Source organism: Ancylobacter novellus DSM 506, from assembly GCF_000092925.1.
Classification (GTDB): domain Bacteria; phylum Pseudomonadota; class Alphaproteobacteria; order Rhizobiales; family Xanthobacteraceae; genus Ancylobacter; species Ancylobacter novellus.
This window is the reverse complement of sequence record NC_014217.1, coordinates 2,468,910-2,492,542: the sequence shown is the minus strand read 5'-3', so window position 1 is coordinate 2,492,542 and position 23,633 is coordinate 2,468,910. Positions and strand designations below refer to the sequence as shown.

Genomic DNA, 23,633 nt, shown 5'->3' with positions numbered 1-23,633 from the left:
AAGATACCAATAAGGGGTTGGGTTCCGATGAAGACATTGAAGACGCTGAGAGATACTGCGCCTAACGCCGCAGTGACGGCCGGACTTGCCATGACGATGACGGCATTTCCGATGTTCGGCGCGCTGGCCCAGCAGGCGGCGACCACGCCGCCAGCCTCCGACGAGGAACTGCCGACCGTGACGGTCGAAGGCGAGGGTTCGCCGGCCAACACGCTCGAAGCGTCGACGGGTCTCTCGCGGCTTCCCGGCACGGTGCAGGACACGCCGCAGGTCATCACCGTCATCACCCAGGAGACGATGCAGGAGCAGGGCGTCACCACGCTCGAGCAGGCGCTGCGCAACGTTCCGGGCGTCACCGTCGGCATCGGCGAGGGCGGCGGCGGCATGAACGGCGACCAGTTCCGCATCCGCGGCTTCCAGGCCAAGGGCGACATCTACATCAACGGCCTGCGCGACTTCGGCGTCTATGTCCGCGACAGCTTCGCCTATGAGACGGTCGAGGTGCTGAAGGGTCCCTCGTCCGAAACCTTCGGCGCCGGCACCACCGGCGGCGTCATCAACTCGACGCTGAAGAAGGCGCATCTCGGCGACAAGTACGACATCGAGGGCCAGTTCGGCTCCGGCCCGCTCTATCGCGGCGTGTTCGACATCAACAAGCAGCTCGACCAGACCACGGCGATGCGCATCGTCGGCATGGTCAACGAGCAGGACGTGGAAGACCGCGACCATGTCGAGTCGAACCGCTGGGGCATCCTCGCCGACCTCGGCTTCGGCCTCGGCACCGACCAGACCCTGCACCTGAACTACCTGTACCAGCGCGGCGAGCGCACGCCGGACTACGGCGTGCCGGTCGTCACCCCGCTGTATGGCGACGCCGCGCGCCTCGGGCCGCTCGGCAAGCCGGTGACGGAGTTCGGCGTCCCCCGCTCTACCTTCTACGGCAAGGTGACGGACCACGACGACACCGACACCAACATGTTCACCGCCAACTACAAGCGCGAGGTGAACGACTGGCTGACCATCACCAACGACTCGCGGATCGGCTACTACACCCGCAACTTCGCCACCACCGTGCCGGGCTGCTCCAACGGCGGCACCGACGCGACGCCCGAGGAATATGCCGATAGCTGCACCGGCCAGTTCTTCGCCGGCGGCAACCCGAACATCAGCTTCGGCGGCGGCAATCCGGGCTTCGAGCAGACGAGCTGGAGCGGCCAGAACATCACCACCGCCATCGCGAAGTTCAACACCGGCTTCCTGCGCCACGAGCTGGTCGGCGGCATCGACATGTACTTCGTCAATGACGAGCGCACGCTGGTCTCGGTCGACGGCACCAAGGGCACCTCGACCATCTGGAACCCGATCTACGAGAACACGACCGGCTACTTCCTCTATCCCAACCCGATGGGCAATAACGGCCAGCGTCAGTCGAACGCCACCGATTTCGGCGCCTTCATCAGCGACCGTGTCTGGTTCACCGACCAGATCTCGATCCTGGGCGGCGTGCGCTACGACAACTACTCGTCCGACTACAGCGCCTGGTGCGTCGAGACCGGCTCGACCGTGTGCCAGAACGGCAGCGGTAGCTGGACCAATGCCGACGCCCAGACCGACTTCTGGAGCCCGAAGGCGAGCATCATCTGGGAACCGACCGACACCCAGACCTACTACGTCTCCTGGGCGCGCTCCTTCTCGCCGCAGGGCATGTTCCCGACCAACGACATCACCGTCGTCAACCCGGTCCAGGACGACCTCGAGCCGGAAGAGAACGAGACTTACGAAGCCGGCTTCAAGATCGCGCTGCTGGACGGCCGCCTCGGCTTCACCGGCTCGCTGTTCCGCGTCGACAAGAGCAACGCCTACTACATCGACCCGGTAACCGGCGACAGCGTCGAGACCGGCGAGAACCAGCGCGTGCAGGGCGTCGAGCTCGGCCTGACCGGCAACATCACCGATGCGTGGGTGATCCAGGCGGGCTATGCCTATTACGACAGCGAGATCCAGACCTCGACCACGGATGAATATGTCGGCAACGAAGTGCCCTTCGTCTCGCCGAACAACTTCACCCTGTGGACGACCTACGAGCTCACCAAGAGCTTCTGGACGAGCATCCCGGGCAAGCTGATGGTCGGCGCCGGCGTGACCTATGCCGACCGCTACTACACCAACACCGCCAACACGGCGATCATCCCCGAGACCTTCTCGCTCGATGCCCTCGTCTCCTACCAGTACGAGAACTTCCGTATCGCGCTGAACGGCTACAACCTCACCGACGAGCTGAACTACGCCGCCGGCTGGGGCAACCGCGCGGTGCCGGCCTCGGGACGTACCTTCGTCCTGACCATCGGCGCCACCTTCTGACGGGCCTGCGCCCGAACCGACTGACCGTCGCATCTGGGGAAGGCCGGTTCACCGGCTTTCCCCTCTTTTTCATTTCCGGACGAGACCATGCTGATCCAGATCCCCGACATCCTCACGCGCGACGAGGTCGCCCATTGCCGGCGCGTGCTGGAGGCTTCCCCCTGGGTGGATGGGCGCGTCACCGCCGGCCAGCAGGCGGCGCTGACCAAGAACAACCTGCAGATCCCGGTCGACTCGAAGGAAGCCGCCGAGCTCGGCGACATCGTCCTGCGCGCGCTCGGGCGCAACCCGCTGTTCAACTCGGCGGTGATGCCGCTGCGCGTGCTGCCGCCGATGTTCAACCGCTACGATGTCGGCATGAAGTTCGGCGCCCATGTCGACGGCTCGATCCGCGCCATTTCCGGCACCGGCATGCGCATGCGCGCCGACGTGTCGACCACCATCTTCCTGACCGAGCCGGAGGAGTATGACGGCGGCGAGCTGGTCATCGAGGACACCTATGGCGCCCATGAGGTGAAGCTGCCGGCAGGCCATGCCGTGGTCTATCCGGCCTCCAGCCTGCACAGCGTCAAGGAGATCACCCGCGGCAGCCGCTGGGGCTCGTTCTTCTGGTCGCAGTCCATGATCAAGGACCAGGAGCGGCGCTCCATGCTCTACGATCTCGACCGCGCCATCATGGGCACCCGTGCTCGCCTGCCGGACGACGATCCGGCGGTGCTGTCGCTGGCGAACGTCTATCACAACCTGCTGCGGCATTGGGCCGAGCTGTGAGCGGCGGGGCGGCTTTGTGCCGCCATTGACGGATGCCGGCGGACGGCGATGCTCGGCGGTCACGTCACCGGATTCCCCCATGCCCGCGCTGTCGACCCTGCTGCCGCCCTCGCTGACGCCGATCCTGCTGCTCTTCGCCTCGAACGTCTTCATGACGTTCGCCTGGTACGGGCACCTCAAGCACAAATCGGCACCGCTGATGATCGCGATCCTCGCGAGCTGGGGCATCGCCTTCTTCGAGTACTGCCTCGCCGTGCCGGCCAACCGCTACGGCTCGGCGGTCTATTCGACGGTGGAGCTGAAGACCATCCAGGAGGTCATCACCCTGGTGGTGTTCGCCGGCTTCTCGGTGCTGTGGCTGAAGGAGCCCTTCGCCTGGAACCACCTGATCGGCTTCGCCTTCATCGCGGTGGGCGCGTTCTTCATCTTCCAGAAGTGGTGAGGCGGCGGCAAAGCCCGAGCGCCAGGCTCAGCGTCTGGCCCGCAATTCCATTTAGCCCGGCGATGACCACCCTCTCGCCCTCATGGCCGGGCTCGACCCGGCCACCCAGTGACCGGGTACCGGCGGAAAGGCTGGGTCCCCGGGTCAAGCCCGGGGATGAGGGGAGGGGAAAGCTAAGGGTGAGGCGGCTCAGCCGTGGCGTTCAATCGTCCGGGCTGAGGCGCAGCAGGCGGCCCTCGCCGGGATCGTCGGTCAACAGCCAAAGCGCGCCGTCCGGCCCCTGCCGCACGTCGCGGATGCGCTCGCCGAGATCGGTGAGCAGCACCTCCTCCTCGATCACCCGCTCGCGGGCGGGGTCGAGCTTCAGGTGTACCAGCCGCGTGCCGGCGAGCCCGCCGGTGAACAGGTCGCCCTTCCAGCGCGGCATCAGGTCGCCGGTGTAGAAGGCGAGGCCGGACGGCGCGAAGGACGGGTCCCAGTACTTCACCGGCTGCTCCATGCCGGCTCTCTCCGTGCCCTCGCCGATGCGCGCGCCGCTGTAGTCGCGGCCATAGGTGATGACCGGCCAGCCATAGTTCTTGCCGGCTTCGGGATGGTTCAGTTCGTCGCCGCCGCGCGCGCCGTGCTCGATGGTCCACAGCCGCCCGGTGGCGGGATCGAGCGCCGCGCCCTGCACGTTGCGGTGGCCGTAGCTCCAGATCTCCGGCCGCGCGCCGGCGCGCGAGCGGAAGGGGTTGTCCTCCGGCACCGAGCCGTCGGTATTGATGCGCACGATCTTGCCAATATGGACCGAGAGGTCCTGCGCCTGCTCGCGCAGCGAATAGCGGTCGCCCAGCGTGACGAACAGCGTGCCGTCGCGGGCGAAGACGAGGCGCGAGCCGTAATGGTTGCTGCCGCCCGCCGCCGGCGACTGGCGGAAGATCACAGTGAGCCCGTCGAGCCGGGCGTCGCCGCCATCCTCGACGAGGCGCGCCCGCGCGACGCTGGTGCCGGAGGCGCCCTCGCGCGGTTCGGCATAGGAGAGGAAGATCTTGCCGCTGCTGGCGAAGTCGGGTGCCAGCGCCACGTCGAGCAGCCCGCCCTGGCCGGTGGCATAGACCGGCGGCAGGCCGGCGACGGGAGCGGAGACGGTGCCGCTGCGGCTGACGATGCGCAGCCGGCCGGGGCGCTCGGTCACCAGCATGCGCCCGTCGGGCAGGAAGGCGAGGCCCCAGGGGTTCTCCAGCCCCGAGGCGACGGTCTCGACGCTGAGCGGCCCGGCGGAGGAGGAGATGCGCGCCGGCTGCTGCGCCGATGCCGGTGTGTTGGTGATCAGACCCGCCAGCGCGGCCACGGCAAGAAGGCGGGGGAAGGTTCTCAAGGCGGCGCTCCGTGCTTCGTCGACCCGGAGCGCATGGTTAGATCACGGGCCCCGTCCGGCCAACCGGACAAGACTGACAAGAACGTGAATGACGCAGCGTCAGTCACCCCTCGCGGCGGCGGGGAGCCTCGGCGCGGGAGGCCGGCTCCAGCGTGTTGCGCAGCATGAAGCTGGTCAGCCCGCACAGGCCGACGAAGGCGGAGATCAGCACTGCGCCCACGGCCATCCGTCCGTCCGAGGCGGGGCCGGCGACGAGCTCCAGCGCCGAGGCGCGCTGCAGGCCGAACAGGCACAGCACGGCGACGGTGGCGAAGGTGAGGGAGAGCACCACGCCCGCTTCCATCAGCGCCCTGACGAGGCGCCGGCGGGCCGTGTGGGTGCCGCGGCCGGCGGCGGCGCGCGGCGACATCTGTTCCGTCGATAGACGCGACAAGAGACGCGACATGGCGAAATCCCTCCGGATCGGCCGGCGGTAAGGGGCGGCTGGCCGACGGTGGTAATTTCGAGGGCGAAGACGGCCCGGCTTCGGCGCCACTTTGCGCGAGCCGGTGCCATTTCGAGGCCATTTCGGGGCAAATAGTTAAACGGTGCTAACCATTTGGCCGGCTAGCTGAGGGCGCCAGTCCATGTCGACATGGCCGGGCTCGTTGGCGACCCGCGCGAGCCACCCCCGTACCGCCGGAAATGCGGCCAGATCGAAGTCGCCCTCATGCGCCACATGGGTATGGGCGTAGAGCGCGATGTCGGCGATGGTCATCGTCCCGTCGATGAAGAAGGGCCGGCGCTGGAGGTGGCGGTCCATCACGCCGAGCGCGGCGTAGCCTTCCTCCAGCCAGCGGTCGATGTCGTGGGTGCGCAGTTCGCGCCCGCCACGCACCAGCTTGAGCCAGAAGCGCGCGGCGGCGATGGCCGGCTCGTGCGAGTGCTGCTCGAAGAACATCCAGCGCAGCACCTCGGCGCGCGCCAGCGGGGCGTCGGGCAGCAGCGGCGTGCCCTCGGCGAGATAGAACAGGATGGCGTTGGATTCGGGCAGGAAGCGCCCGCCGGGCAGCTCCAGCAGCGGCACGCGGCCTTCCGGGTTCTTCATCAGGAAGTCCGGCGTGCGGTTCTCGCCACGCAGCAGGTCGATGTCGACCAGCTGGAATTCATGCCCGAGCTTGGCCAGCAGCAGCCGCACCTTGTAGGCATTGCCGGAGCTCTGCATCGAGTAGATCCTGAGCACGCGGCCGTCTCCGGGATGCTGAAAAGGGTTGCAGCGGCACGATAACGCACGGCCGGGGCCGACGGCAGGTAGGGAATCGCTTGCCGGGGCGCAAGGGCTCGACTAGTTGTCGCGCGCAAAACACCCTCAAGGGAGCTCGGCCATGAGCCTGATATCCGCCGCCCTCAAGCGCATCAACCCTTCCCAGACCATCGCCATTTCGAACAAGGCGCGGGAGTTGAAAGCTGCCGGGCGCGACGTGATTGCGCTGGCCGCGGGCGAGCCCGACTTCGAGACGCCGGACAACATCAAGGAAGCCGCGATCAAGGCGATCCGCGATGGCCAGACCCGCTACACGGCGGTGGACGGCATTCCGGAGCTGAAGGCGGCGATCGTCGCCAAGTTCAAGCGCGAGAACGGCCTCGACTACAAGGCGAGCCAGATCACGGTCGGCACCGGCGGCAAGCAGGTGCTGTTCAACGCGCTGGTGGCGACGCTCGATCCGGGCGACGAGGTGGTGATCCCGGCGCCGTATTGGGTCAGCTATCCCGACATCGTCCAGTTCGCCGGCGGTACGCCGGTGGCGATCGAGACGAAGCTCGAGGACAATTTCAAGCTGAAGCCGGAGGCGCTGGACGCCGCGATCACGCCGAAGACCAAGTGGCTGATCTTCAACTCGCCGTCGAACCCGACGGGCGCCGCCTATACGCGCGCCGAGATGAAGGCGCTCACCGACGTGCTGGTGAAGCACCCGCAGGTGTGGATCCTCACCGACGACATGTACGAGCACCTCGTCTATGACGAGTTCGAGTTCACCACCCCGGCGCAGATCGAGCCCTCGCTCTACGAGCGCACGTTGACCATGAACGGCGTCTCCAAGGCCTATTGCATGACCGGCTGGCGCATCGGCTATGCCGGCGGCCCGGAAGTGCTCATCAAGGCCATGGGCACGCTGCAGTCGCAGTCGACCTCGAACCCGAACTCCATCGCCCAGTGGGCGGCGGTCGAGGCGCTGAACGGCCCGCAGGACTTCATCGCCGCCAACAACAAGGTGTTCAAGGAGCGCCGCGACCTCGTGGTCTCCATGCTCAACCAGGCGACGGGGCTGACCTGCCCGAAGCCGGAAGGCGCGTTCTACGTCTACCCGTCCTGCGCCGGCCTCATCGGCAAGCGCACGGCGTCCGGCAAGCTGGTCGAGAATGACGAGGTTTTCGCGACCGAGCTGCTCGACGCCGAGGGCGTCGCGGTGGTGCACGGCTCGGCCTTCGGCCTCGGCCCGGCCTTCCGCATCTCCTACGCCACGTCGACCAAGGACCTCGAAGAGGCCTGCCTGCGAATCCAGCGCTTCTGCGGCTCGCTCCGCTGAGGTAGAATAATGGTCTCCGGCCGGGCGACGCGCCCCGGCCGGAGGGCCGCCGCCCCCGGCGGCTCGGCGCCGGTTCCAAGCCGGTCGCGCGCCTTCTCTCAGGGAGACAAGAATGATGCGTACTGTCCTGTCGCGCGGCCTTCTCGCCGTTGCGCTCGCCGCCGGCGTGGGCCTTGCCGCCGCGCCCGCCTCTGCCCAGACCAAGCGCGTCGAGGCCGGCGTGCTGACCTGCAGCGGCACCAAGTCCGTGAGCTTCATCATCGGCTCCAAGCGCCTGCTGAGCTGCACCTTCAAGACCCCGCGTGGCCAGACCTTCACCTATGAGGGCAGCATCCGCCGCTGGGGCGTCGACCTCGGCGTGACCGGCCGCAACATGCTGGTGTGGAGCGTGCTGGCGCCCTCGCGCGGCGTCCGCAAGACCGACCTCGACGGCACCTATGTCGGCGTGTCTGGCAGCGTGGCACTCGGCATCGGCGCGGCCGGCAACGTGCTGGTCGGCGGCTCCAACAAGACCATCGCCCTGCAGCCCGTCAGCGTCGAGGGCCAGACCGGCGTGAACCTCGCGCTCGGCGTGGGCGACCTCCGGCTGGTCTCCAACTGAGCCGCTCCTGACCGAGCGATCCGTGGCGCCGCGCGGCGTCGCTGCAATGAGAACAGGCCCGACGGTTCGCCGTCGGGCTTTTTCGTTTGCGGTGGCATAGGCGGGGATCTGGGCAAGAAAAAAGCCGGGTCCAAAAGGACCCGGCTAAGTCTCGCCGCCGAAGCGGCGAACCTTCCAGAGGGGAACAGCCGAAACGAAAACGCATCGGCGTCACCACCGATATGGTCAAAGATCGGGCATCTTGCAATGAATTATGCCCGCATGGCAGGCATGCGTAATTGCATTGACGCTGTCGCACGTTTGTCGCTGCCCGCGAAATGGGCGCCGAATACCACTGCGGATGTTCTTGGAGGACGCTGCTTCCCGGTGCACACTCTTCTGTAAGGCCCGCCAGCGGCCGTGTCGGAGGATCGTCCGGAGGATCGCCCATGTTGAAGCCTCGCCTTGTCCCGCTCCTGTCCGCAGCTGCTCTGTGCCTTCTTGCCGCAGCGCCGGCGTTGGCGGCCTCGCCGCGTATCGCCGTCGCCGATATCGGCTTCACCGATTCGTCCGGCGAGGCGCGCGACCAGGGCGCCGAGCACGAGGCGCGGCGCAGGGCGCTCACCGAGGGCATAAGGACGGACATCGGCAAGGACGGCGCGGCGCAGAGCCTCGCGCTCGCCTGCGAGGGCGCCTGCCGGCTCGATGCGGAAGGGGTGGAGGCGCTGCGCCAGCGCGCCCGCGAGGCGGGAGCTGCCTTCGTGCTAGTCGGCAGCGTGCACAAGATGAGCACGCTGGTCCTGTCCATGCGCGTGGCGGTGCTCGACGTCGCCTCGGGCAAGCTGGTGATGGAGCGGCTGCTCAGCTTCCGCGGCGACAATGACGAGGGCTGGCGCCACGCCGGCGATTTCGTCGCGCGGGAAGTGACGGCGGCGGTGCGCTAGAGCCCTTCCCGTTCGGATGGAACATCCGAACGATCAGGAAGTGCTCTAGATTCAATAAGCTGGAGCAATTCCTCTTCGATCAGATGATTCCATCTGATTGGGAAATGCTCTACGCGTCAGAAGCTCCAGCGCTGCGCCTTGGCGACGAGGAAGTCGCGGAACACCTGGATGCGCGCCACCGAGCGCATCTCCTGCGGATAGACGAAATAGGCCTCCAGCGTCGGCGTGGTGCGCTCGGGGAAGAGCTGCACCAGCGTCGCCGAATCCTCCAAGAGGTAGTCCGGCACGATGCCGATGCCGACGCCGCGCTCCACCGCGCGCTTGAGGCCGAGCACGTTGTTGACCGAGAGCGAGGGCACGCGCCCGTCCTGCCCGTCCTCGACGCCCGCGCGCTCCAGCCAGTTCAGGTCCTGGAAATAGGAGGGGATCGGCCCGCCGAGCAGGATGATGCGGTGCTGGTCGAGTTCCTCCAGCGTGCGCGGATGGCCGTTGCGCTTGAGGTATTCGGCCGAGGCGAAAGCGTGGAAATGCACGGTGAACAGCTTGCGCTGGATCAGGTCCGGCTGCACCGGCTGGCGCAGGCGGATGGCGACGTCGGCCTCGCGCATGGCGAGGTCGAGCTCGTCGTCGGTCAGGATCAGCGTGATGCGGATGTCGGGGTAGAGCTCGAGGAACTCGCCGATGCGGGCGGTCAGCCAGTGGGTGCCGAGGCCCATGGTGGTGGTGACACGCAATTCGCCGTTCGGCTTCTCGCGGCTATCGGTCAGCTTGGCCCGCGCCGCCTCCAGCTTCATGAAGACTTCGTGCGCGGTGCGGTAGAGCAGGTCGCCCTGCTCGGTCAGGATCAGTCCGCGCGCATGGCGGTGGAACAGCGGGATGTTGAGTTCCTGCTCCAGCGCCGAGACCTGCCGGCTCACCGCCGACTGCGACAGCCCGAGGGCCTCGCCGGCATGGGTGAAGGAGCCGGCCTCGGCGGCGACGTGGAACACCTTGAGCTTGTCCCAGTCCATGTCCCGCGCACGGTTGGCCTTGTTGTCCATCGCCCGGTCGCCTCTCATTCAGCTGCGTCGGCAAGGGGCTCGCGGGCGGCGAGGAAGCGCTCGGCCTCCAGCGCCGCCATGCAGCCCATACCGGCGGCCGTTACCGCCTGGCGGAACACGTCGTCGGCGACGTCGCCCGCGGCAAACACGCCTTCCACCGAGGTCTGGGTGGAATGCGGCTCGGTCCAGACATAGCCCGAAGGCTTGAGCTTTAGCTGGCCGGCGATCAGTTCGGTCGCCGGCGCATGGCCGATGGCGATGAACACGCCGTCCGCCGGGCGCTCATGGAAGGCGCCGGTGACGGTGTCCTTCAGCGTCACGCTCGTCACCTTGGGCGGGTTGTCCTCGCCCTTCACCTCATGCAGCGCGGCGTTCCACACCACCTCGACCTTGGGATGGGCGAAGAGCCTCTCCTGCAGGATCTTCTCGGCGCGGAAGGCGTCGCGGCGGTGCACCACCGTCACCTTGGAGGCGAAGTTGGTGAGGAACAGCGCTTCCTCCACCGCCGTGTTGCCGCCGCCGACCACGATCACCTCGCGGCCGCGGTAGAAGAAGCCATCGCAGGTGGCGCAGGCGGAGACGCCGTAGCCGCGGAACGCCTGCTCGGAGGGCAGGTCGAGCCAGCGCGCCTGCGCGCCGGTGGCGAGGATGACGGTCTCGGCGATCCACTCGGTGCCGGAGTCCGTCTTCGCCCGGAACGGGCGGCTCGACAAATCGAGCGAGGTGACGAGGTCGCTGACGATGCGCGTGCCCATCTTCTCGGCCTGCGCCTGCATCTGCTCCATCAGCCACGGGCCCTGGATCGGGTCGGCGAAGCCGGGATAGTTCTCGACGTCGGTGGTGATGGTGAGCTGGCCGCCCGGCTGGATGCCCTGGATCAGCACCGGCTCCAGCATGGCGCGGGCGGCATAGACCGCCGCGGTGTAGCCGGCGGGACCGGAACCGATGATCAGCACCTTGACGTGGTGGCGGGACGGGGAGGCCGGCGACATGGAGGGCTCGCTTGGTTGCGGCGGAGGCTCTCCCTGCGCCGGTTCGGAAAAATCAGGCCGGATGGCGACACATGCGCGCACCGCAAGGGGCAGCCGCGTCAGCCATGCGAAAATGTAGGGGCTCATAGCACCTGCCGCAAGGAGGACGTCCGCTATCCCTTAGTTTTCCAGAAGGAAGATTGCGCTGCAGCAGCGCGCAAGATAATTGCTCTGCGGCCGCTCCACTCGCGCGGCCGAAGGCGCGCCGCTTCCGGCCGCCGCAACCGGAGACGCCCGCGTGGCCCGCCGCATCGACGCGATCGACTGGAACATACTGCGCGAGCTTCAGGGTGACGGCCGCATCACCAATGTCGAGCTGTCGCAGCGCGTCGGCATCTCCGCGCCCCCCTGCCTGCGCCGCGTGCGCACGCTGGAGGAGGAGGGCATCATCAAGGGCTACCGCGCCCTGCTCGACGAGAAGAAGCTCGGCTTCGACCTCATGGCCTTCGCCATGGTGCATCTCGTCAGCCAGGCGGAAGCGGACCTCTCCGCCTTCGCCGCGCAGGTCGAGCGCTGGCCGCTGGTGCGCGCCTGCTGGATGCTCTCGGGCGAGACCGACTTCATCCTGCTCTGCGTGGCGCCGGACCTGCGGAGCTTCCAGAACTTCGTGCTGGAGCTGACCGGCGCGCCGAACGTGCGCAACGTGAAGACCGCGCTGACGCTCAAGCAGACCAAGGACGCCGCGATCGTGCCGATGGAAGGGGACGCTCCTTGATCGTCGCCACCGCGACCGACACCGCCTATGTCGAGCTGACCGGGGTGATGCTCGCCTCGCTCGCGGCCAAGGCGGCGGGCGACTTCGAGGCGGTCTACGTGTTCTGCGACGGCGTGTCCGACGCCGACAAGAAGCGGCTCGCCGCCAGCTACGGCCTGCCCAACATCATCTTCGTCGACCTCACCGACGACATGGCGCAGCACTTCGCGGCGCGGCCGGTCAATCACCACCTCTCGCGTACCGCCTATGCGCGCATCCTCATGCCGCTCGCCCTGCCCGAGGCGACCGGGCGGCTGTTCTACATCGACTGCGACACGCTGGTGAACGCCCCGCTCGCCCCGCTGGCGAACCTGTCGATGAACGGCTTTCCGCTGGCGGCGGTGGACGACATCGCCCACCAGGTCCCCGAGCGCCACGCCAAGCGCAACCGCGACATCGGCCTGCCGGACGCGATGCGCTACTTCAACAGCGGCGTGCTGCTGATCGACCTCGACACCTGGCGGCGCGAGCGTGTCTCCGAGCGCACCATCGACTTCATCGCCTCGCGCGGCGCCACGCTGCCGATGATGGACCAGGACGCGCTGAACGGCGCGCTGCAGGGCCACTGGCTGCCGCTCGACGAGAGCTGGAACATGCACCGCCGGCTGGAGAAGGGCGTCTACAAGGGCGATCCCTCCGTGTGGAAGGACGCCCGCATCGTCCATTTCATCGGCCAGGTGAAGCCCAACTACACCGACTGCAACCACCCCGCGCGCGAGCTCTATTTCGAGCACCGCGCCCGCACCCCCTTCGCCAATGTGCCGCTGAAGACCAAGCTGGGGCGCAAGGTGGAGAAGAGGGTGCGCCGGCTGCGGCGCTTTGCCGGCAAGCTCAAGCGCCGGCTCTTCGGAGGCTAGGACCATGGCCAACAGCCTCGTCGGCGAATACGCCAAGCTGCATGCGCGCCACCGCTACGGCGCCACCGCCCGCCACGCGCTGGCGGACATGCTGCCGCATATCATGGCGCTCAGGCCCGCCTCGCTGATCGATTTCGGCTGCGGGCAGAGCAATCTCGCCTTCCTCATCGCCGCCAAGGCCGGTATCCCGGAGATCCACCGCTACGATCCCGCGATCCCGGAGATCGCCACCCTGCCGGGCAAGCAGGTGGAGCTCGCGGTGAATGTCGACGTGATGGAGCACATACCGGACGAGGAGATCGACGCGGTGCTGGCCTCCATCGCCGCCTCGGCGAAGGACGCGCTGTTCGTCATCGATACCGGCCCGGCCAAGCTGCTGCTCTCGGACGGGCGCAACGCCCATGTCTCGCAGCACGGCTCCGACTGGTGGCTGGCGCGGTTGAAGCCGCATTTCCCGACCATCCGCGCCATGCCGATCCACCGCCGCGCCCGCGTCGCCTTCAAGACCTGGGACGGCGAGGTGAGGGGGCTCACCAGCCTTGCGGTGAGGGCGCGCGAGCGCGTCATCTACCGCACGCAGAAGCTCACCCGCTCGGCGCACCGCAAGCTGTTCGGAGCGCGCCGGTGAAGCTCCTCGTCCTGCGCGACAAGAAGCCGGGGCATTTCAATCAGGCGGAAGGCGTCGCGCGGGCGGTCGGACGGCTCGCCCCCGCCGAGGTGACGCGGCTCGACATCCGCCCGAGCTGGTTCGCCCATGACGACATCCGCAAGCAGGTCATGCGGCGCTGGGGCCGCGACGCCCGTTACTGGCTGCGCGCCATGTACAAGGTCGACGCGGACGCGCTGGAGAAGCCGGACGTCATCATCGGCTCCGGCCGGCCGACCATCGCCGCGGGAATCTTGATCAGCCGCGCCTTTGGCGGCGTGCCCTTCCTCTATTCCGGCGGCATCGGCGGCTACGACACGCGCGAGGTCAGCCTGATGATCGTCGCCTCGCCGCGCGCCGCCAACTACCCGCGCTGCGCCTGGGCGCTGATCCCCTCCATCGTCGATCCCGCCGACTACGCCCTGCCGCGCCGGCTGGCGACGCTGGCGGATCTCAAGGGCGCCGAGATCGCGCTCCTGGTTGGCGGCACCGCCTACCGCAAGGAATGGCCGCAAAACGAGTGGGACGCGCTGGTCCGCCTCGTGCGCGAGGTGGCGAAGGACTATGGCGTGCGCTGGCGCGTCTCCACCTCCCGCCGCACCCCGGACGAGGTCGGCGCGCAGCTCGCCGCGCTGGACAAGGAAGGCGTGCTGGCCGAGTTCATCGACTACCGCAATGCCGGCCCCGGCACGGTGCGCGCGCTCTATGGCGCCGATGCGGTGGCGGTGACCGAGGATTCCATGAGCATGCTGGCCGAGGGGATCACCGCCAAGCGCCCGGTCATCGGCCTGCGCTCGGCCAAGGTGCATGACGGCTATGCCAGCGAAGCCATCGCCGGCTGGGCGATGAAGGACTGGTCGGGCACCGGCAAGCCGAGCCTCGCCATCGTGCCGCTGGCGACCGTCACCGCCGAGCAGTTCGCCACGACGCTCTTGAGCCTGGAGCCGCCGAGGCGGGATGTCCCGGCCGATCTGGCGGCGCTTATTGGGCCGGTGCTGGGGTTGGAAGTGCCGGGATCGGCCGAACAGGTCGCCGTCACCGCTCTCGCAACCCCTCATCCGCGGGCTTGACCCGCGGACCCAGGGGGACTTGGTACGCCCGGTCACTGGGTGCCCGGGTCAAGCCCGGGCATGAGGGAAGAGGAAAAGGCGCGCACACCCTCATCCTGAAGTGCGAGCGGAGCGAGCCTCGAAGGATGGTCGCTTGAGCGCACCCGGACGAGCATCCTTCGAGGCCCGGCCATTGGCCGGGCACCTCAGGATGAGGTGGTCTAGTCGGGAATGGGGCAAGGCTACCCCGCCGCCCACACGCCCTCATAGACCGCGTTGATCCGCGCCGCCTCGACCTCGATCGAGTGCGTCTCCACCACATGGCGCCGCGCCGCCTCGCAGCGCACCACGCGCGAGGCATCGTCGAGCTGCATATAGGCCTCGATCGCGCCGGCCATGGCGGCGACGTCGCCGGGCGGGACCATCGTTCCCGTCTCGCCCTCGACCACCAGTTCCTCGAAGGCGCCGACCGTGGTCGCCACCACCGGCACGCCGGAGGCCATGGCTTCCAGCGGCGTGACGCCAAAACCCTCCCAGCGCTGCGGGGCGACATAGAGGTCGAGGGCGCGATACCATTTCGCCGTCTCGTCCGTCGCCACCTCGCCGGGGAACAGGATGCGGTCCGCCAGCCCCGCCTTGGCCACCTTGTCGCGCTGCTCGGCGAAGAAGGCGGTGTGCGCGCCGGTCGCCCGGCCGAGCACCACGCCGCCCCAGCCGGGATGGTCGGGGAGGGTGCGGATCAGCGCGTCGACGAAGACGTCGGTACCCTTCTGCGCGCGGATGCGGCCGAAGCAGCCGACCATCTTCAGGTCCGGCAGCCCCACCGCGCGGCGCGCCTGCGCCTTGTCCGGCGCGGGGGTGAAGGCGCCGACGTCAATGCCGTGATGGATCACAGTCGAGGAGCGCCGGAGATAGCCGGCGGTCTTCTCGGAGGTGGAGATCACCGCGTCCATGCGCGAGATCAGGAAGCGGCTCCAGCGCGTGTGCCAGCGCTGCGAGGCGGAGGTGAAGACGAGCTTCAGCTTCATGCGCAGTACGTCGCGCAGCAGCACGCCGGCGAGCATCTCGACATTGCGCCGCGCGTGCCAGATGCGCGCCCGGCGCGTGGCCGGGCGGCTCCAGAAATGACGCAGATCGGAGAGGCCGATGCGCGGCACGCCCTCGGCGAGGCGAGGCCCGAGCGCGGCGATGCCGACATCCCGGGCCTGATAGGGCACCACCCGCTCCAGCGTCGCGGTGACGCCGGAGAGGCGGCGCTTGAAGTTGGGCGCCACGACCTCAAGCTGAGCCGGTGCGGGCGCCGTTCCTTCGGTCATTGCGGGTGTCCAGTTGGCTCCGTCAGGCGAAGCGGACGGCGGCGATCTCGTAGGAGCGCGCGCCCTTGGGCGTCACCACTTCCACCGAGGTGCCGCGCTTCTTGCCGATCAGCGCGCGCGCCAGCGGCGAGGAGATGGAGATGCGGCCGGCCTTGGCGTCCGCCTCCATGTCGCCGACGATCTGCCAACTCTTCTCCTCTTCCGTGTCCTCGTCGATGAGGGTCACGGTGGCGCCGAACATCACCGTGTCGCCGGAAAGCTTGGCAACGTCGATGATCTCCGCGCGCGAGAGCTTGTCCTCCAGTTCGGCGATGCGGCCCTCGTTGAGCGCCTGCTGCTCCTTGGCGGCATGATACTCGGCGTTCTCGGACAGGTCGCCATGCGCGCGCGCCTCGGAGATGGCGCTGATGATGCGCTGGCGGTCGACCTGCTGGCGCTGCTTGAGTTCGATCTCCAGGGCGGCATGGCCGCCGGGGGTCATCGGAATCTTTTCCATCGGTCTTTTCTTGACCTCCCAAAGCAAACGAAGCCCCCGCGGGGGTTCATCGGGCCGAGGGGCCTTTCGTGAACCACCCGCGACGGGCTGAGTTTTCAGTCATATACGGCCGTCGGGCTGCGCCGCAGGGGCGCGGTCAGACGCGGCCGGAGTTGAAGTAGTCCTGCAGGGCGCGCACTTCCAGATCGCCGCCAATATAGGCCTTGATCCCTCGCGCCGCTGCGATGGCTCCTGATAGCGTGGTGTAATACGGCACTTTGTGCAAGAGGGCCGCGCGGCGCAGCGAACGCGAGTCCGCGAGCGCCTGCGCGCCCTCGGTCGTGTTGAAGACGAGCTGCACCTCGCCGTTCTTGATCGCGTCGACGATGTGCGGACGGCCTTCCAGCACCTTGTTGATCTTGGCGCTGGGCACCCCGTTCTCGGCGAGGAAGCGCTGCGTGCCGGAGGTGGCGATCACCTTGAAGCCGAGCGCGATCAAGAGCCGCGCCGCATCGAGGATGCGCGGCTTGTCGTCGTCGCGCAGCGAGATGAACACCGTGCCGGAGGTCGGCACCTTGGTGCCGCCGCCGAGCTGGCTCTTGGCGAAGGCGATGGGGAAGGAGGCGTCGAGCCCCATCACCTCGCCGGTCGAGCGCATCTCCGGTCCGAGCACCGTGTCGACGCCGGGGAAGCGGGCGAAGGGGAACACCGCCTCCTTTACCGCCACATGGTCGGCGGCGAACGGCGTGAGCCCGAACGAGGCCAGCGATTCGCCAGCCATGATTCGCGCGGCGATCTTGGCGATGGGCTGGCCCACCACCTTGGCGACGAAGGGCACGGTGCGCGAGGCGCGGGGGTTCACCTCGAGGACGTGGATCACCCCGTCCTTGATGGCGTATTGCACGTTCATCAGGCCGCCGACCTCGAGCGCCAGCGCCATCTTGCGGGTCTGGTTCTCCAGCTCGGCGATCATCTCCGGGCCGAGCGAATAGGGCGGCAGCGAGCAGGCCGAATCGCCCGAATGGATGCCGGCCTCCTCGATGTGCTCCATGATGCCGCAGACGAAGGTGTCCTTGCCGTCGGCGAGGCAGTCGACATCGACCTCGATGGCGTCCGACAGGTAGCGGTCGAACAGCAGCGGGTTCTTGCCCAGCAGCGTGTTGATCTGGCCGGTCTTGTCGTTCGGGTAGCGCGCCTTGATGTCGTTCGGCACCAGCTCGGGCAGGGTGCCGAGCAGGTAGTCGCCGAGCTGGCTCTCCTCGTGGATGATCTGCATCGCCCGCCCGCCCAGCACATAGGAGGGGCGCACGACCAGCGGATAGCCGAGATCGGCGGTGACGAGGCGGGCCTGCTCGACCGAATAGGCGATGCCGTTGGCCGGCTGGCGCAGCTTCAGCTTGTCGAGCAGCGTCTTGAAGCGGTCGCGGTCCTCGGCGAGGTCGATGGCCTCGGGCGAGGTGCCCAGAATCGGGATGTCCGCATCCTCGAGCGCGCGGGCGAGCTTGAGCGGCGTCTGGCCGCCGAACTGCACGATGACACCGTGCAGCGTGCCGTTGGAGCGCTCGCGGTCGAGGATCTCGATCACGTCCTCGGCGGTCAGCGGCTCGAAATAGAGCCGGTCCGAGGTGTCGTAGTCGGTCGAGACGGTCTCCGGGTTGCAGTTGACCATGATGGTCTCGTACCCGGCGTCCTTCAGCGCGAAGGCGGCATGGCAGCAGCAATAGTCGAACTCGATGCCCTGGCCGATGCGGTTCGGCCCGCCCCCGAGGATGGCGACCTTCCTGGCGTTGGACGGGCGCGCCTCGTCCATGAGCTCGCCGGCGAAGGGCGTCTCGTAGGACGAGTACATGTAGGCGGTCGGCGCGGCGAACTCGGCGGCGCAGGTGTCGATGCGCTTGTAGACCGGACGCACGGAAAGCTCGCGCCGGCGCTTCGACACTTCCGCCTCGCTCATCCGGGCAAGGCCGGCGAGGCGCGAATCAGAGAAGCCCATGGATTTCAGGCGGCGGAACGCGCCCGCCGTCCTGGGCAGGCCGTGCGCGCGCACCTTGGCTTCCATGTCGACGATCTCGCGGATCTGCTCGAGGAACCACGGGTCGATCTTGCAGGCGGCGTGGATGGTCTCGTTGTCGAGGCCGAGGCGCATCGCCTGCGCGACCTTCAGCAGCCGGTCGGGCGTCGGCGTGCCGAGGGCGGCGCGGATGGCGTTCTTGTCGTCGTGCAGGCCGAGGCCTTCGATCTCGATCTCGTCGAGGCCGGTCAGCCCGGTCTCCAGCGAGCGCAGCGCCTTCTGCAGGCTCTCCTGGAAGGTGCGGCCGATGGCCATCGCCTCGCCCACCGACTTCATCGAGGTGGTGAGGATCGGCTCGGCGCCGGGGAACTTCTCGAAGGCGAAGCGCGGGATCTTGGTGACGACGTAGTCGATGGTCGGTTCAAACGAGGCAGGTGTCGCCCCGCCGGTGATGTCGTTGGCGATCTCGTCCAGCGTGTAGCCGACCGCGAGGCGCGCGGCGACCTTGGCGATGGGGAAGCCCGTCGCCTTCGACGCCAGCGCCGAGGAGCGCGAGACGCGCGGGTTCATCTCGATCACGATCATGCGGCCCGTCTCCGGGTCAATCGCGAACTGCACGTTGGAGCCGCCGGTCTCCACGCCGATCTCGCGCAGCACGGCGAGCGAGGCGTCGCGCATGCGCTGATATTCCTTGTCGGTCAGCGTCAGCGCCGGGGCGACGGTGATGGAATCGCCGGTGTGGACGCCCATCGGGTCGACGTTCTCGATGGAGCAGATGATGATGCAGTTGTCCGCCTTGTCGCGGACGACCTCCATCTCGTACTCCTTCCAGCCCAGAACGCTCTCTTCCACGAGAACTTCGTTCGTCGGCGAGGCGTCGATGCCGCGCTCGATGATCTCGATGTATTCGGACTTGTTGTAGGCGATGCCGCCGCCCAGCCCGCCCATGGTGAAGGACGGGCGGATGATGGCGGGCAGGCCGACTTCATCCAGTGCTTCAAGAGCCTGCGGCAGGGTCTTGATCTGGCGCGAGCGCGGCGTGTCGAGGCCGATCTTGGTCATCGCGTCGCGGAACAGCTCGCGGTCCTCGGCCTTGTCGATGGCCTCGGCCGTGGCGCCGATCATCTCGACGTCGTACTCGTCGAGCACGCCCATCTTGCGCAGCGACAGCGCGCAGTTGAGCGCGGTCTGCCCGCCCATGGTCGGCAGCAGGGCGAAGCCGCCCGGCACCGCGTGGCGCTCCTTGGCGATGATCTTGGCGACGATCTCGGGCGTGATCGGCTCGATATAGGTGGCATCGGCGAGATCCGGATCGGTCATGATCGTCGCCGGATTGGAGTTGACCAGCACCACCCGGTAGCCTTCGGCCTTCAGCGTCTTGCACGCCTGCGTGCCGGAGTAATCGAACTCGCAGGCCTGGCCGATGACGATAGGGCCGGCGCCGATGATGAGGATGGTGGAGATATCTGTGCGTTTCGGCATCGGATCCCGTGCGGCTCGCGCATGTGTCCGGGCGCACGAAAAAGGACGCGTCGGGCAACGCGTCCTTGGGGCACAACCCGGATCGGACTTTCTTGGCGGGAATAGCCCCGCGGTCGGGGGCTTCCCTTAAACCAGATTCCCCCGGGGGGGAAGGGTGGAGCGGCGATGACTTCTGTGTGCGACGCGCCGCCGCTCACCCCTTCCACAGCCGCGTCAGTGCACCCTGCGTTCCGCCGACGGGATCGCTCTCCGGCAGCGGCACCTTGGCGATGGCCTGGAGCGACAGGTTGAGCGTCGCGGAATTCGGCTTCTCGATCTCGTAGTCCTGCCCCGGCGGATAGGCGCCGACCACGAGGAAGTCCGCGCTCCCCGCGATCTTCTTGTGGCCGGGGCCGGCCGGCAGCACCAGCACGTCGCCGGGGCCGAGCGCGAACTCGGCACCCTCCTCGCCGCCGAGCCGCACCCGCGCGGTGCCGCGGGCGATGCCGAGCGCCTCATGCGCGGTCGAGTGGAAATGGTGGAAATCGTAGATGCCGTTGCGCCAGCGGCATTCCCAGCCATTGGCGCCGATATGCTCTTCCATGGCCTTGGGATCGGCGGGCAGCGCCGCCTTGTAGATCAGCACCGGCAGGGAAGGGTTGTTGGGCACCCCGCGCGAGGGCGGGAACAGGCGGGCCTCCGGCTCGGGCATGGCGTTTCTCCCCTTTTGCGGGAGAACCGCGCGCCGGCCGGGGCGGTTCCCGGCTGACCTTCACCTGCCCTCATGCCCGGGCTTGACCCGGGCACCCAGTGATTGGGCCCACCCGGCCCCCCTGGGTCCGCGGGTCAAGCCCGCGGATGAGGGAAATGGAATGCGACGAGCGCGCCGTAACTCACGCCGCCTTGTTCTTGGCGATCATCTCGACGAAGCGGTCGAAGAGATAATGGCTGTCCTGCGGGCCGGGGCTGGCCTCGGGGTGGTATTGCACCGAGAACACCGGCCGGTCGGTCAGGGCGATGCCGGCATTCGAGCCGTCGAACAGCGAGACGTGGGTCTCCTCGGCGGTGGCCGGCAGGCTGTCGCGGTCGACCGCGAAGCCGTGGTTCATCGAGGTGATCTCGACCTTGCCGGTGGTCATGTCCTTCACCGGGTGGTTCGCCCCGTGATGGCCCTGGTGCATCTTCATGGTGCGCCCGCCGACGGCGAGGCCGATCATCTGGTGGCCGAGGCAGATGCCGAAGGTCGGCACGCCGCGATCGATGATCTCGCGGATCACCGGCACGGCATATTCGCCGGTCGCCGCCGGGTCGCCCGGGCCGTTGGACAGGAACACGCCGTCCGGCTGGAGCGCCATGATCTCCTCGGCCGAGGTGGTGGCGGGCACCACCGTCACCTTGCAGCCGGCGCGGGCGAGCAGGCGCAGGATGTTGCGCTTGATGCCGTAATCGACGGCGACGACATGGTGCGCCGGCGCCTTCTGCTGGCCGTAGCCTTCCGGCCAGGTCCAGGGCGTCTCGTCCCAGGAGAAGCGCTGGGCGGAGGTGACCATCGGTACGAGGTCCATGCCGACGAGGCCCGGCCACTCGGCCGCTTGCCTTTTCAGCGCCTCGACGTCGAACACGCCGTCCGGCGCATGCGCGATCACCGCGTTCGGCATGCCGCCGTCGCGGATCAGCGCGGTCAGCGCGCGGGTGTCGATGCCGGAGATGGCGATGATGCCGCGCGCCTTCAGCCAATTGTCGAAATGGCGGGTGGCGCGGTAGTTCGACGGATCGGTGATCGCCGAATGCAGCACCACGCCGCGCACGCCCGAGGCGCCGGCCATCGAGATGGTCTCGATGTCCTCCTCGTTGGTGCCGACATTGCCGATATGCGGGAAGGTGAAGGTGATGATCTGCCCGGCATAGGACGGATCGGTCAGCACTTCCTGATAGCCGGTCATGGCGGTGTTGAAGCACACCTCGCCCACCGCGTGGCCGGTGGCGCCCAGGCCGAAGCCTTCCAGAACCGTGCCGTCCGCGAGGATCAGGAGGGCGGTCGGAATGGGCTCGGCCCACACGTCGTCGCCGGAGTGCTGTTCAGCGCTACCGTTCATGTGTCTTGTTCCCTGTCGTCGTGTGCCCTAATTAGTCGGTTGCCGCGCCGGATGCCAGCCTTCCTGCTGCGCATCTGGACCTCGAATTGCGGATGGCTGCGCGAGGCGCGCCATCCCAAGGCCCGGGCGGCAGCCCGCCGGGAGCAGTCAAGGGGCACGGGCGGATCCATTCACGATGCGAGCGGCGGTGCGGCCGGAGACGGATCCGGCGCGCGGCCTCGCGATTTTTGGAAGGCATGACGAACGTGCTGCGCGACGAGATCAACACTTCACTGAAAGACGCCATGAAGTCGGGCGACAAGTGCCGCCTCGGCACGCTGCGCCTCGTCAATGCGGCGATCAAGGACCGCGACATCGACCAGCGCGGCCATGGCAAGGACCCGCTCACCGACGACGAACTGCTCGGCCTGCTGACCAAGATGATCAAGCAGCGCGAGGAGTCGGCGAAGGTCTACGAGGAGGCCGGCCGCGTCGACCTCGCGACCCAGGAGCGCGAGGAGATCGCGGTCATCGCCTCCTTCCTGCCCCAGCAGATGAGCGAGGCCGAATCGCAGGCCGCCATCGCCGCGGTGATCGCGGAGATCGACGCGCACGGCCTCAAGGACATGGGCCGCACCATGGCGGCGCTGAAGGAGCGCTATACGGGCGTGATGGACTTCGGCAAGGCCAGCGGCACGGTGAAGGCGCTGCTCACCGCGGGCTGATCCGCGGACGATCCAGTCCGATCCACCGCGCCGTCTTGCGGGCCCTCCAACCCGCTTCCAACACCGCGTCCTCGCCATGCCGCCTGCCGCAGAACCATCCCCGCGCGGGGCCGCGCTCACCTGGGCCGGCTGCCGGCGCGGGGCGATGGCGATCCTCGCCGTGCTGCCCCCGGTCTTCGTCTTCGGCGTCGCCTTCGGCATCGCCGCGCGCGGCCATGGGCTCGAAGGCTGGGTCGCGGCGCTGATGAGCGCGGTGGTCTTCGCCGGGGCGTCCCAGTTCGCGGTGCTGGATCTATGGACCAAGCCGATCCCGTGGCTGCCGCTGCTGGTCGCGACCTTCGCCATCAATGCGCGCCACATCCTGCTCGGCGCGTCGCTGCGGGGGCTGTGCCGCGGCCTGCCGGCCTGGAAGGTCTACGGCTCGATGGCGCTGCTCAGCGATCTCAACTGGGCGGCGCTGGTCGCCGCCGAGCGCCGGGGCGAGCGCGATCTCGGCTATCTCGTCGGTGCCGGCGCGCTGATGTGGGTGACCTGGGTGACGGCCACCGTGATCGGCGCGGTGGCGGGCGGTCTCACGCTCGACGACGTGAAGAACTATGCCCTCGACCTCGTGCTGGTGACCTTCTTCGCCACGACGCTGGTGGGCCTGCGGCGCGGCCGGGTGGACGACCTGCCCTGGCTGGTGGCCGGCCTCAGCGCCATGGCGGCGGTGTGGTTCCTCCCGCCCAACTGGCATGTGCTGGCGGGCGGGCTCGCCGGCGGCATCGCCGGCCTCGTGCGCGACGAGATGAGGCGCTCGTGAGCATCGTCGACGCGCTGCTGATCGTCTTCGCCATGACGCTCGTCACCTATGCGACGCGCGCGGGCGGCATCTTTCTCGTCGGCTTCGTGCCGATGTCCGCCCGCGTGGAAGCGTTCCTGCGCTATCTGGCGGGATCGGTGCTGGTGGCGATCGTCGTGCCGGCGACGGTGCGCGGCGGGTCGGCGGCCTATGTCGCCGTCGCGGTGGCGATCGGCGGCATGCTGGTGCTGCGCAAGGCCCTGCCGGCGATCGCGCTCGGCATCCTCGCCGCGGCGCTCTGGCGCACCTATATGGGGTGAGCCGCCGGCTGGGGACAGCGGGGATGATCTCCACTTCCGGGCGGAAATCCCGCCTTCCCGTCCCATG

23 protein-coding genes are annotated in these 23,633 nt (G+C 68.1%); 13 read left to right on the top strand and 10 right to left on the bottom strand.

Going from position 1 to position 23,633, the window contains the following annotated elements; translation table 11 throughout:
* Window positions 1-90: 90 nt before the first annotated feature.
* From SNOV_RS11840 to SNOV_RS11830, 3 genes are all read left to right on the top strand, one after another.
* Window positions 91-2,361, top strand: a complete 2,271-nt coding sequence (locus SNOV_RS11840; protein ID WP_013167172.1) for a TonB-dependent receptor — start codon at window positions 91-93, stop codon at window positions 2,359-2,361.
* An 87-nt stretch (window positions 2,362-2,448) separates the two neighbouring features.
* Window positions 2,449-3,132: a Fe2+-dependent dioxygenase gene (locus SNOV_RS11835; RefSeq protein ID WP_013167171.1), complete on the top strand. Its 684-nt coding sequence runs from the start codon at window positions 2,449-2,451 to the stop codon at window positions 3,130-3,132.
* A 79-nt stretch (window positions 3,133-3,211) separates the two neighbouring features.
* Window positions 3,212-3,574 (top strand): DMT family protein, encoded by a 363-nt coding sequence (locus SNOV_RS11830; RefSeq protein WP_013167170.1) that lies wholly within the window; start codon window positions 3,212-3,214, stop codon window positions 3,572-3,574.
* Window positions 3,575-3,776: 202 nt separating this feature from the next.
* Here the strand turns inward: SNOV_RS11830 and SNOV_RS11825 are convergent, their stop codons facing one another.
* The 3 genes from SNOV_RS11825 to SNOV_RS11815 form a co-directional block, all read right to left on the bottom strand.
* Complete coding sequence (locus SNOV_RS11825) at window positions 3,777-4,934, bottom strand: PQQ-dependent sugar dehydrogenase (protein WP_013167169.1); 1,158 nt, start codon at window positions 4,932-4,934, stop codon at window positions 3,777-3,779.
* A gap of 103 nt (window positions 4,935-5,037) precedes the next feature.
* Window positions 5,038-5,379 carry a hypothetical protein gene (locus SNOV_RS11820; RefSeq protein ID WP_013167168.1) on the bottom strand — a complete coding sequence of 114 codons (342 nt, stop codon included), beginning with the start codon at window positions 5,377-5,379 and terminating at the stop codon, window positions 5,038-5,040.
* Between the two features lie 135 nt (window positions 5,380-5,514).
* Complete coding sequence (locus tag SNOV_RS11815) at window positions 5,515-6,156, bottom strand: glutathione S-transferase family protein (RefSeq protein ID WP_013167167.1); 642 nt, start codon at window positions 6,154-6,156, stop codon at window positions 5,515-5,517.
* A 142-nt stretch (window positions 6,157-6,298) separates the two neighbouring features.
* On the opposite strand from SNOV_RS11815, the gene SNOV_RS11810 reads away from it, so the two are divergent.
* The 3 genes from SNOV_RS11810 (at window position 6,299) to SNOV_RS11800 (ending at window position 9,025) form a co-directional block, all read left to right on the top strand.
* Window positions 6,299-7,501 (top strand): pyridoxal phosphate-dependent aminotransferase, encoded by a 1,203-nt coding sequence (locus SNOV_RS11810; RefSeq protein ID WP_013167166.1) that lies wholly within the window; start codon window positions 6,299-6,301, stop codon window positions 7,499-7,501.
* 112 nt (window positions 7,502-7,613) lie between these two features.
* Window positions 7,614-8,102 (top strand): DUF992 domain-containing protein, encoded by a 489-nt coding sequence (locus tag SNOV_RS11805; RefSeq protein ID WP_041782216.1) that lies wholly within the window; start codon window positions 7,614-7,616, stop codon window positions 8,100-8,102.
* Window positions 8,103-8,530: 428 nt separating this feature from the next.
* The gene (locus SNOV_RS11800) at window positions 8,531-9,025 is read left to right on the top strand and encodes a DUF3280 domain-containing protein (protein ID WP_013167164.1); all 495 of its coding nucleotides are present in this window, start codon (window positions 8,531-8,533) and stop codon (window positions 9,023-9,025) included.
* Between the two features lie 116 nt (window positions 9,026-9,141).
* Here the strand turns inward: SNOV_RS11800 and SNOV_RS11795 are convergent, their stop codons facing one another.
* Both SNOV_RS11795 and trxB read right to left on the bottom strand, forming a co-directional pair.
* Complete coding sequence (locus SNOV_RS11795) at window positions 9,142-10,035, bottom strand: LysR family transcriptional regulator (protein WP_187291146.1); 894 nt, start codon at window positions 10,033-10,035, stop codon at window positions 9,142-9,144.
* A 44-nt stretch (window positions 10,036-10,079) separates the two neighbouring features.
* Window positions 10,080-11,057, bottom strand: a complete 978-nt coding sequence (gene trxB / locus SNOV_RS11790; protein ID WP_013167162.1) for a thioredoxin-disulfide reductase — start codon at window positions 11,055-11,057, stop codon at window positions 10,080-10,082.
* Window positions 11,058-11,334: 277 nt separating this feature from the next.
* Here trxB and SNOV_RS11785 point away from each other — a divergent pair, with 277 nt between their 5' ends.
* The 4 genes from SNOV_RS11785 to SNOV_RS11770 are packed head-to-tail and all read left to right on the top strand — an operon-like array spanning window position 11,335 to window position 14,423.
* Complete coding sequence (locus tag SNOV_RS11785) at window positions 11,335-11,811, top strand: Lrp/AsnC family transcriptional regulator (protein ID WP_013167161.1); 477 nt, start codon at window positions 11,335-11,337, stop codon at window positions 11,809-11,811.
* Entirely contained in the window at window positions 11,808-12,707 is a 900-nt protein-coding gene (locus SNOV_RS11780; RefSeq protein WP_013167160.1) for a glycosyltransferase family 8 protein, read from the top strand. Before SNOV_RS11785 ends, SNOV_RS11780 begins: the two co-directional genes overlap by 4 nt.
* A 4-nt stretch (window positions 12,708-12,711) precedes the next feature.
* A complete protein-coding gene (locus SNOV_RS11775; protein WP_013167159.1) occupies window positions 12,712-13,335 on the top strand; it encodes a methyltransferase domain-containing protein in 624 nt (207 codons plus the stop codon).
* Entirely contained in the window at window positions 13,332-14,423 is a 1,092-nt protein-coding gene (locus SNOV_RS11770) for an ELM1/GtrOC1 family putative glycosyltransferase (protein WP_013167158.1), read from the top strand. Before SNOV_RS11775 ends, SNOV_RS11770 begins: the two co-directional genes overlap by 4 nt.
* 221 nt (window positions 14,424-14,644) lie before the next feature.
* On the opposite strand, the gene SNOV_RS11765 is transcribed toward SNOV_RS11770, so the two are convergent.
* The 5 genes from SNOV_RS11765 to carA form a co-directional block, all read right to left on the bottom strand.
* On the bottom strand, window positions 14,645-15,718 hold the full coding sequence (locus SNOV_RS11765; RefSeq protein ID WP_013167157.1) for a glycosyltransferase family 4 protein: 1,074 nt from the start codon (window positions 15,716-15,718) through the stop codon (window positions 14,645-14,647).
* Window positions 15,719-15,740: 22 nt separating this feature from the next.
* Window positions 15,741-16,214, bottom strand: a complete 474-nt coding sequence (greA, locus tag SNOV_RS11760; protein ID WP_041782214.1) for a transcription elongation factor GreA — start codon at window positions 16,212-16,214, stop codon at window positions 15,741-15,743.
* A gap of 136 nt (window positions 16,215-16,350) precedes the next feature.
* Window positions 16,351-19,686, bottom strand: a complete 3,336-nt coding sequence (gene carB, locus SNOV_RS11755) for a carbamoyl-phosphate synthase large subunit (RefSeq protein WP_013167155.1) — start codon at window positions 19,684-19,686, stop codon at window positions 16,351-16,353.
* Window positions 19,687-19,879: 193 nt separating this feature from the next.
* Complete coding sequence (locus SNOV_RS11750) at window positions 19,880-20,377, bottom strand: hypothetical protein (protein WP_013167154.1); 498 nt, start codon at window positions 20,375-20,377, stop codon at window positions 19,880-19,882.
* Window positions 20,378-20,558: 181 nt separating this feature from the next.
* A complete protein-coding gene (carA, locus tag SNOV_RS11745) occupies window positions 20,559-21,761 on the bottom strand; it encodes a glutamine-hydrolyzing carbamoyl-phosphate synthase small subunit (RefSeq protein ID WP_013167153.1) in 1,203 nt (400 codons plus the stop codon).
* A 236-nt stretch (window positions 21,762-21,997) separates the two neighbouring features.
* On the opposite strand from carA, the gene SNOV_RS11740 reads away from it, so the two are divergent.
* The 3 genes from SNOV_RS11740 to SNOV_RS11730 all read left to right on the top strand — a co-directional run bounded on the left by SNOV_RS11740 (window position 21,998) and on the right by SNOV_RS11730 (window position 23,566).
* Window positions 21,998-22,465 (top strand): GatB/YqeY domain-containing protein, encoded by a 468-nt coding sequence (locus SNOV_RS11740; protein ID WP_013167152.1) that lies wholly within the window; start codon window positions 21,998-22,000, stop codon window positions 22,463-22,465.
* Between the two features lie 145 nt (window positions 22,466-22,610).
* The gene (locus SNOV_RS11735) at window positions 22,611-23,267 is read left to right on the top strand and encodes an AzlC family ABC transporter permease (RefSeq protein WP_244412738.1); all 657 of its coding nucleotides are present in this window, start codon (window positions 22,611-22,613) and stop codon (window positions 23,265-23,267) included.
* Window positions 23,264-23,566 carry an AzlD family protein gene (locus SNOV_RS11730; protein ID WP_013167150.1) on the top strand — a complete coding sequence of 101 codons (303 nt, stop codon included), beginning with the start codon at window positions 23,264-23,266 and terminating at the stop codon, window positions 23,564-23,566. The genes SNOV_RS11735 and SNOV_RS11730 overlap by 4 nt, the downstream gene beginning before the upstream one ends.
* The last annotated feature ends 67 nt before the right edge of the window (window positions 23,567-23,633 follow it).